The sequence below is a fragment of the Rhodopseudomonas sp. WA056 genome (genome assembly GCF_010906995.1).
GTDB lineage: Bacteria > Pseudomonadota > Alphaproteobacteria > Rhizobiales > Xanthobacteraceae > Rhodopseudomonas > Rhodopseudomonas palustris_G.
Genome location: NZ_QPFS01000166.1, coordinates 1 through 8,576 on the forward strand (window position 1 = coordinate 1; position 8,576 = coordinate 8,576).

The 8,576-nt window shown below is 65.0% G+C and carries 5 protein-coding genes; 2 read left to right on the forward strand and 3 right to left on the reverse strand.

Going from position 1 to position 8,576, the window contains the following annotated elements; all coding sequences use genetic code 11:
- Positions 1–84 precede the first annotated feature (84 nt).
- Both DU475_RS22005 and DU475_RS22010 read right to left on the reverse strand, forming a co-directional pair.
- Complete coding sequence (locus tag DU475_RS22005) at positions 85–1,866, reverse strand: tetratricopeptide repeat protein (protein WP_164633331.1); 1,782 nt, start codon at positions 1,864–1,866, stop codon at positions 85–87.
- A 292-nt stretch (positions 1,867–2,158) separates the two neighbouring features.
- A complete protein-coding gene (locus DU475_RS22010) occupies positions 2,159–3,817 on the reverse strand; it encodes an electron transfer flavoprotein-ubiquinone oxidoreductase (protein WP_164633332.1) in 1,659 nt (552 codons plus the stop codon).
- A 202-nt stretch (positions 3,818–4,019) separates the two neighbouring features.
- On the opposite strand from DU475_RS22010, the gene DU475_RS22015 reads away from it, so the two are divergent.
- Both DU475_RS22015 and DU475_RS22020 read left to right on the forward strand, forming a co-directional pair.
- Positions 4,020–4,847: a uracil-DNA glycosylase gene (locus tag DU475_RS22015; RefSeq protein WP_013500981.1), complete on the forward strand. Its 828-nt coding sequence runs from the start codon at positions 4,020–4,022 to the stop codon at positions 4,845–4,847.
- Positions 4,848–5,606: 759 nt separating this feature from the next.
- Positions 5,607–7,553 carry a TonB-dependent receptor gene (locus tag DU475_RS22020; protein WP_246700394.1) on the forward strand — a complete coding sequence of 649 codons (1,947 nt, stop codon included), beginning with the start codon at positions 5,607–5,609 and terminating at the stop codon, positions 7,551–7,553.
- 37 nt (positions 7,554–7,590) lie between these two features.
- Here the strand turns inward: DU475_RS22020 and DU475_RS22025 are convergent.
- The coding region (locus DU475_RS22025; protein WP_164633334.1) for a hypothetical protein at positions 7,591–8,576 on the reverse strand (986 nt) is incomplete at its 5' end.

The window sequence follows — 8,576 nt, forward strand, 5'->3', positions numbered from 1 at the left end:
CGAAACCGGACCGAAGCTCCAGCCCCCTTTTAGGCGCTTTCTCGGTCCCGGCGCAAAGGCCGGCGACACCAGCCGCGGCCGCGCTCAGCCGCCCTTGCCGTCTTCTTTCTTCTTGTCCGCGGACGCCGCCGACGCCTTGTCCTCTTCGGGCAGACCGTTGGCGAGCTTGGCCTCGATCTTCGGCAGTTCTTCCGGATCGGGCTTCAGATCCCGAGCATGGGCCCATTGAAACTTGGCTTCCAGAGTGCGGCCGACCCGCCAATAGGCATCGCCGAGGTGATCGTTGATAGTCGGATCCTCCGGCTTCAGCTCGATCGCCCGCTCCAGCGTCTTCACCGCGTTCTCGTAGTCGCCGATGCGGTAATATGCCCAGCCGAGCGAATCGACGATGTAGCCGTCGTCGGGGCGCTGATCGACCGCACGCCGGATCATGCCCATCGCATCATCGAGATTGATGCCCTGGTCAACCCAGGAATAGCCGAGATAGTTCAGCACATGCGGCTGGTCGGGCTGCATCTGCAGAGCCTTCTTCAGGTCGAGCTCGGCCTTGGCCCACTGCTTGGAGCGTTCTTCGCAGATGCCGCGGAAGTAGTAATACACCCAGGCGTTCTTCTCCGAGCCCGTGAGCGCGTCGATGCCCTTGGAATAGGTGCCGGCGCAGTCGGCGAACTTCTTGCGGCCGCGCTCGATATTGCCGAGCGCCATGATGGCCTCGAGATCCTTGCCGTCCTCGGCGATCACCGCGTGAAGGATCTTGATCGCCTCCTCGCTGCGATCGGAAGCGTCGAGGTCGGTGGCGAGCTGGATCTGGGCGTTGCGCTTCAGCGGCGACGACGCCAGCACGCGCTCGTAGACCTTGATCGCCATCTGCGGCTTTTTCACCGACTCGTAGAGATCACCGAGCGCCAGCAGGGCGAGCGCATGATTGGGCTCGAGGTAGAGCGCGAGCTGCAGATACACCAGCGCCAGGTCCTCGCCGCCACGTCGGGTCAGCGACGCGCCGATGCCGTAAAGCGCTTCGGCAGCACCGGCCTGCGGGCTGTCGACCAGTGGCGGCAGCTTCTTGCCGGCCTTGACCTCGCGGATGCCGTCCTCGATCAGCGGATGACGCGGCAGCTTCTTGTCGAACGCCTGATAGACCGCGAGCGCCTCGGCCTCGCTCTTGTTGCGCGACAGCCAGCGCGCATAGGACTCGACCACGCGCAGCGCGGAATCGTCGAGCTTGTAGGCGCGCTCCAGCCGCTCGCCGGCGTCCTTCTGGCGGTTGGCCAGTTCCAGCATCATGCCGGAATGCAGATCCTTGAAGATCGGATACCACTCCGGACCGGCCAGCTTGTCGATGCTGCCGACCGCGCCCTTGACGTCGCCGGCGCCGTACATCGACCAGCTCGCAATCAGAGTGGCGATCAGATCGGTGATCGGGCCGCGCACCGACTGGTTCACGTTACGCACAGCGGCGGCGTATTTTTTGGTCTTCAAATCGCGAATACCGACCACCAGCCGGGCGACCCGGTTGGATTTGTCGATCTTCAGCACGCGCTCGGCCAGCTTCACCGCCTCCTCGATGTCGCCCTCGGCGAGCGAGGAGATGAAGGCGCGATCGAGCAATTCGTTGTTCTTCGGATCAGAGCGCAGCGCGGAGCGATAGAAGGCGGCCGCGGCGGCCGCGTCACGCTCGATGCTGGCGTGGCGCGCCGCCAGATAGCTGCCTGCGGTGGTCATCGACCGCAGATCCTGGCTGGTGGGAAACTGCGCCGCGTTGTCGGCCGGATGCTCCGGGGTCTGCGCCAACGACTGTTCCGCGATCGGCATCGCCACCAGCGCGAGGGCGACGATCATCGATCGACGGCTTCGAAGGGAAAGCATCAAGGTTGCTAGCTCCAGGAAAAGGCTCGATTGGCCCGGCCGACGAGCCGGCAGCATCGCATCGACAATGCCGCTTTTGGCGCTCAACCGCAAGGATAGGACCGACGACGCACAATGCCGCGGCCACAGACGGAGCACCGACGTGCGGACCGGACGATTGAGACGGTGGCAACATGGCAGGATCGTGGCCGCAGGCCGGAGCATCACTGCGCTCCGGCTCACGGATACGTGGTCAGGAACGCGAGATCATGAACGCGAGGTCAGATGCGTTGGCCCCGGTCAGGACGCCCGGTCACATGCCCTGATAATTCGGGCCGCCACCACCCTCCGGAGGAACCCAGGTGATGTTGCCGTTCGGGTCCTTGATGTCGCAGGTCTTGCAGTGCACGCAGTTCTGCGCGTTGATCACGAAGCGCGGACCGGTCGGCTCCTCGACCCACTCGTACACCGCCGCCGGGCAGTAGCGCCCGGACGGGCCCGCATAGACGTCGTGCTCCGACGCCTTCTGCAACTGCATGTCGGCGACCTTGAGGTGAACCGGCTGGTCCTCCTCATGATTGGTGTTCGACAGAAACACCGAAGACAGCCGATCGAAGGTCAGCTTGCCGTCCGGCTTCGGACTCTTGTGCGGCTCGTGCGATTTCGCCGGATCGAGCGTCGAACGATCCGGCTTGCCGTGCGATAGCGTGCCGAATACCGAGAAGCCCAGCGTCGAGCACCACATCTCGAAGCCGGCCAGCACGACGCCGACCGCGGTGCCGAACTTCGACCACAGCGGCTTGACGTTGCGAACGCGGAACAGGTCCTTACCGACCACGGAGTCGCGCCAGGCGTTTTCGTAGGCCGCCACCTCGTCGTTGGCACGGCCTTCGGCCAGCGCCGCGGCGACGTGTTCGGCGGCCAGCATGCCGGAGCCGATCGCGTTGTGCACGCCCTTGATGCGCGGCACGTTGACGAAGCCCGCCGCGCAGCCGATCAGCGCGCCACCCGGGAAGGTCAGCCGCGGCACCGACTGATAGCCGCCCTCGGTGATGGCGCGCGCGCCGTAGGAGATGCGCTTGCCGCCCTCGAAGATCGGCGCCACCGACGGATGGGTCTTGAACTTCTGGAACTGCTCGAACGGCGAAAGGTAGGGATCGTCGTAGTTGAGATGCACAACGAAACCGACCGCCACCAGATTGTCGCCGTAATGATACAGGAACGAGCCGCCGCCGACGTTGTTGGTGAGCGGCCAGCCGAACGAATGCGCGATCCGCCCCTTGCGATGCTTGGACGGCTCGATCTGCCAAATCTCCTTCAGCCCGATGCCGAATTTCGGCGGATCGGAGTCCTTGTCGAGCTTGTAGTTGGCGATCAGTTGCTTGGACAGGCTGCCGCGGGCGCCTTCGGCGAACAGCGTGTACTTGCCGAGCAGTTCCATGCCGCGGGTATAGGAATCCTTCGGCTGGCCGTCGCGGCCGATGCCCATGTCGCCGGTCGCGATGCCGCGCACTTCACCATTGTCGCCGTACAGCACTTCGGTGGCGGCGAAGCCGGGATAGATCTCGACGCCGAGCTCCTCGGCCTTCGGCCCGAGCCAGCGGCACAGATCGCCGAGCGAGCCGATGAAATTCTTGTGGTTGTCGAGCATCGGCGGCACCATGATGTTCGGCACCTTGAGCGCTTTCGACGCTGTCATGACGTAGAAATGGTCGTCTTCGACGTGGGTCTTCAGCGGACAGCTCTCGTCCTCGCGCCAGCTCGGCATCAGGCGGTCGAGCGCCGACACGTCGATCACCGCGCCCGACAAAATATGAGCTCCGACCTCGGAGCCCTTTTCCACGACCACCACCGACAACTCGGGGTTGATCTGCTTCAGTCTGATCGCGGCGGACAGTCCCGAGGGGCCCGCACCCACGATCACGACGTCGAATTCCATCGATTCGCGGGGCGGCAGCGTTTCGTCACTCATCGTTTTTTCTCGCAGGACTCTCGGGAACGTTTCCAAGGGTGTTCTTTCGCATTTTTAGAAGAAGAACAACCACCCAAATGTACCGGCCGGCTCATCTTTCCAGCGTTGCGGCAGCAGTTGCGAAAATTGATTTCGCATTGCGGAATGAAACAAACGAGCAGGCTGCTGTTCTGTGGCGCGCATCCGCTGTAAACCACCACGCATGATCCCCGATCCCGTGCCGAGCCTGCGTCAATTGCTCGCGTTCTACCTGGACGCAGGGGTGGATTGCGCTTTGGCCGATGCCCCGGTCAACCGGATGCTCGACGAGGCGCCCGCACCGGCAGGGCACGAAGCCACCGAGCCGAGCCGAGCCGTCAAGCCCGCCTTACAGGCGCAGCCAGCCCCTCCTCCGCCGCGGGCCACACAACCGGCGACGCCGGACGCCGCGATCGTCTCGGCGCGCGAGGCCGCCGCCACCGCGCCGACGCTGGAAGCGCTTCGCGACTTGATGCAGCAGTTCGACGGCTGCGCGCTCCGCGGGACTGCCAAGCAACTGGTGTTCGCCGACGGCAATCCGCAAGCGAAGCTGATGCTGGTCGGCGAAGCACCCGGCCGCGACGAGGACATCGAAGGGCTGCCGTTCGTCGGCCGCTCCGGCAAGCTGCTCGACCTGATGCTGGCGGCGATCGGACTCGACCGCAGCAAGGTCTACATCGCCAACGTGATCCCGTGGCGGCCGCCGGGCAACCGGACGCCGACCCCGCAGGAAACTCAGATCTGCCTGCCGTTCATCAAGCGGCAAATCGAACTGGTGAACCCCGATCTACTGGTCACGCTCGGCAACCCGTCGACCCAGGCGCTGCTCGGCACCCGCGACGGCATCATGCGGACTCGCGGTCGCTGGTTCGACTACGACACCGGCACGCGCACGATCCGCGCACTGCCGACGTTGCATCCAGCCTATCTGCTGCGCCAACCGACCTACAAGCGGCTCGCCTGGCAGGACCTGCGAGCAATCGCGACCGCACTCTCTGCAGCCTCCGCCTGAGCCGGCCCTGCCGGCGCCTTTTCCCGCTCTCGGGCTTCTGCGCAGCGCGATATCGGGTGTCAGCACAGCATCACTCGGCGTCGCGAGATGCAGAACACCGCATTGCATCCAGAGCGCGACTACGTAGAAACTATCTATTCTGCTCCTCGTCCGATTGACCTTCGGCGAGCGATCCCCCACCAAGATACCGGGGGTAAAGTTGTAGCAGCAATCTCGCAACGAGCACGATGCCCCTCGACTAAATCCGAGCCGAGGAGAGTTCTTGCCGATTCGACCTGACGCGTAGTTGCTTTTCGATCGAGATTTCAGCGCTCGCCGCTGACATCCGCTTGTGTCGGACAGACACGGACAAGCCGTGGCGGCGGCGCGGATGCAAGCGAAATAGGTGCGGCAACGTCTGCATCTATCAGACCACTCTCCAACCAAAGCGGCGTGTTCGCCGTATCAGGATTTGCGATGTCCCGTTGTCGAGCTCTCGGCAGCGCTAGCTTTGTCGTGCTCAGCGCATGGCTGGCAGCGTGCCCCACCTCTAGCCACGCCCAGACTGCTCTGCCGTCAGTTACGGTCGATGCGCCGCGCACGGTCCGCAGCAAGCCGGCTGTTGCACCTCGCCGGAGCGTCGCCCGTGCCGCAGCTCGCGCCAGGACGGCCACCGCGACACCGCAGCCTTCTGCCGAGCGGGCGGTGAGCCGCTCGGCGACGTCGGACCGGCCGGCGCCCTTCGCCGGAGGCCAGGTCGCACGCGGTAGCCGGCTGGGAATGCTAGGTAACACCGACACCTTCCGATCACCATTCGCGACGGCGAGCTACACCAACGAGGCGATCCGCAATCAGCAGGCAGCGACCGTCGCCGACGCGATGTTGCTGGATCCCTCGGTTCGAGTCACCAGTCCGGTCGGCGGCATGGTGGATTCGTTTTACATCCGCGGCTTTCCGATCGCCGAAGGAACGGCCGGCGAAGTCGCGTTCGACGGCGTCTACGGCATCGCGCCGAACTTTCGCATCTTCAACGACTATGTCGATCGGATCGAGGTGTTCAAAGGCCCCGCGGCGATGCTGTCCGGCGTCTCGCCGAACGGCGGCGTCGGCGGCGTGATCAACGTGGTGCCGAAACGGGCCGAAGCCGATCTCAGCCGGATCGGCGTCGGCTACGCGTCCAAGGGCTTCGCCTACACCAATCTCGACGTCGCGCGGCGGTTCGGCGACCAGCGCGAATTCGGCCTGCGCTTCACCGGCAAGCTTGGCGGCGGCGACACCGCGATCGATCATCAGACCGACCGGCTGCAGGTCGGGTCGCTGGCTTTCGACTATCAAGGCGAGCGCTATCGGACCTGGATCTACGCGCTGACCCAGAACGAACACATCACCGCGCCAGTGCGTCCGTTCTTCACAACCAGCGGCATCGCGGTGCCGCCCGCGCCGGTCGGCACCAACAACCTGACGCAGACCTGGGAATGGTCGCGGATTCGGGAATCCTCGGCGCTTTGGAAAAACGAGTTCGACCTCACCGATTCGGTGACGGTGTTCGGCAATATCGGCGGCTCCAAGACCAATGCCGAACGGTTCTTCGGGCTGCCGACCATCCTCAACAGCCGCGGCGACACCTCGACGACGGCGCAGTACTACAACCTCGACGTCGATCGCTTCACCTTCGACGGCGGAGTGCGGGCGAAGTTCGATACCGGCTTCGTCCACCATGCGGTCACCGTTCAGGGATCGCATTATCAGGACGAGCAGTATCGCGCGTTCCCGTCGGGGCAGTCGTATCTGTCGAACCTTTATACGCCGATGGTGCAGCCCGAACAGACCTATACGGTGCCGGCGTTCAAGCCGCGGCTGTCCGACACCCGCCTCAACGGCTTCGCGATCGCCGACACGATGTCGGTGCTCGACGAGCGCCTGATGCTGACGCTCGGCGTTCGCCGCCAGCAGGTGATTGCGCACAACTACTCCACCACGACCGGAGCGCTGACGACTTCCTACGACCAGTCCGCCACCACGCCGATGGCCGGCCTGGTGATCCGCCCGATCGAGCACCTGTCGGTCTATGCCAACTACATCGAAGGGCTCAGCCGCGGCGACGTCGCACCGATCAGTGCGTCCAACTCGGGCGAAGTTCTCGCGCCGTACCGGACCAGGCAATACGAAGCCGGCGTCAAGCTCGATCTCGGCCGCATCGGCACGACCTTCGCGCTGTTCCAGATCACCAAGCCCAATGGCGAGCTGAACGCCGGCGTGTATTCGGCAGGCGGCGAGCAGCGCGTGCGCGGCGCCGAATTCACCGTGTTCGGCGAGATCGCGCCGCACCTGCGCGCGGTCGGCGGGGTGACGCTGTTCGACGCCGAAGTGACCAGGACCGCGACCGCCGCCAATCTCGGCAAGACGCCGATCGGCGTGCCGACCACGCAGGTTAATCTCACCGGCGAATGGGATCTGCCGGGGCTAAGAGCGATGACGTTGGTCGGGACCGTGGTCTACACCGGCCGGCAATATGTCAACAACAGCAACACGCAAGTCTTACCGGATTGGACCCGCGTCGATCTCGGCGTGCGCTACGTCACCATGATCGAAGGCCGCAAGACGACGCTGCGCGGCACCGTGCAGAACGTCGCGGGTACCAATTACTGGGCCGGCGTGGCGTCGTTCGGCACCATGGCGCTCGGCGCGCCGCGGACCTACCTGGTGTCGCTGGATGTCGAACTGTAAGGCGGCGGAAGGCCGGAGCCGCCGGGCGGAGGCCCGGCTACGGCGCTTTCGACCTCACGATCGCCCAGCCGATCCTGAGCAGCGGCTGGCGGCCCGAGATCATTCGTTCGAACGCGCGCGGCAGTTCCGGCACGATCCCGGGGAATCGCTTGGCGATATCGTCCGGCGGCCTGCCCGCGGTGTCGGCAGCGCGCCACACGACGATCCCGCCGTTGCGCTCGAAATCAGCGAACGTGATCCACGGCGAGCGGGACGGGGCGGCATCGAGCAACAGATGCGGTCGTGACGGCGCGAGCGCGATCAGACCGGCGAGTTGCGGATCGCCAGCGACTGCCGGTAGCGGTTTGCCGGTGCGACGCTCGAAACTGTCGGCAAAGAACCGTGCGATCTCGCTCGCCGGCAGGGCGGTCGGCACCTCGGTGCGACTGAGCCATGGCTGCACCAGAGCGGTGAAGACCACCGCCGCCGCCGGCGCCAGAATCAGCGCCACCCAGGCAGAACGTAAGAGTCGTTGCCGGTGAAGATACAGCACATCGCCGGCCAACGTCGTCACGACCAGCCCGCTGAGCAGCAACACCACGCCGGCACCGCCCACGACATGGCCGAGACCGAACACCGCAGCCGCGATACTGGCAGCGATCGGCGGCGCCAACGCGAACACGTAGACAAAATACCGCGCCAGGGGATCGACCGGCGTGCGCGTTATCATCGGCGCGTCGTGATGCTTGGGGGCGAACCGGCCGATATTGAGCACTGCCAGCAAGGCAATGCCGGCCAGCGAAACAGCCAGGCCGCCGAACAGCTTAAGGCCGATCAGCGCGCGATCGCCCAGGTCAGCCGTCGTCGGCAGCGGCGGCAACGCGAACTGATTGGCGCGAAGCAGCCAGATCCCGTAGGGCAACGCCAGCACTGCGATCACCAGGGCTGCAAACACCGTATCGAGCGACATCAGAGCACGGCGGCAGCGCGCGTTGGCCAGCGCGAATGCGAGCGGCATCACGAGCAGCGCGGGTGCAGCCACGG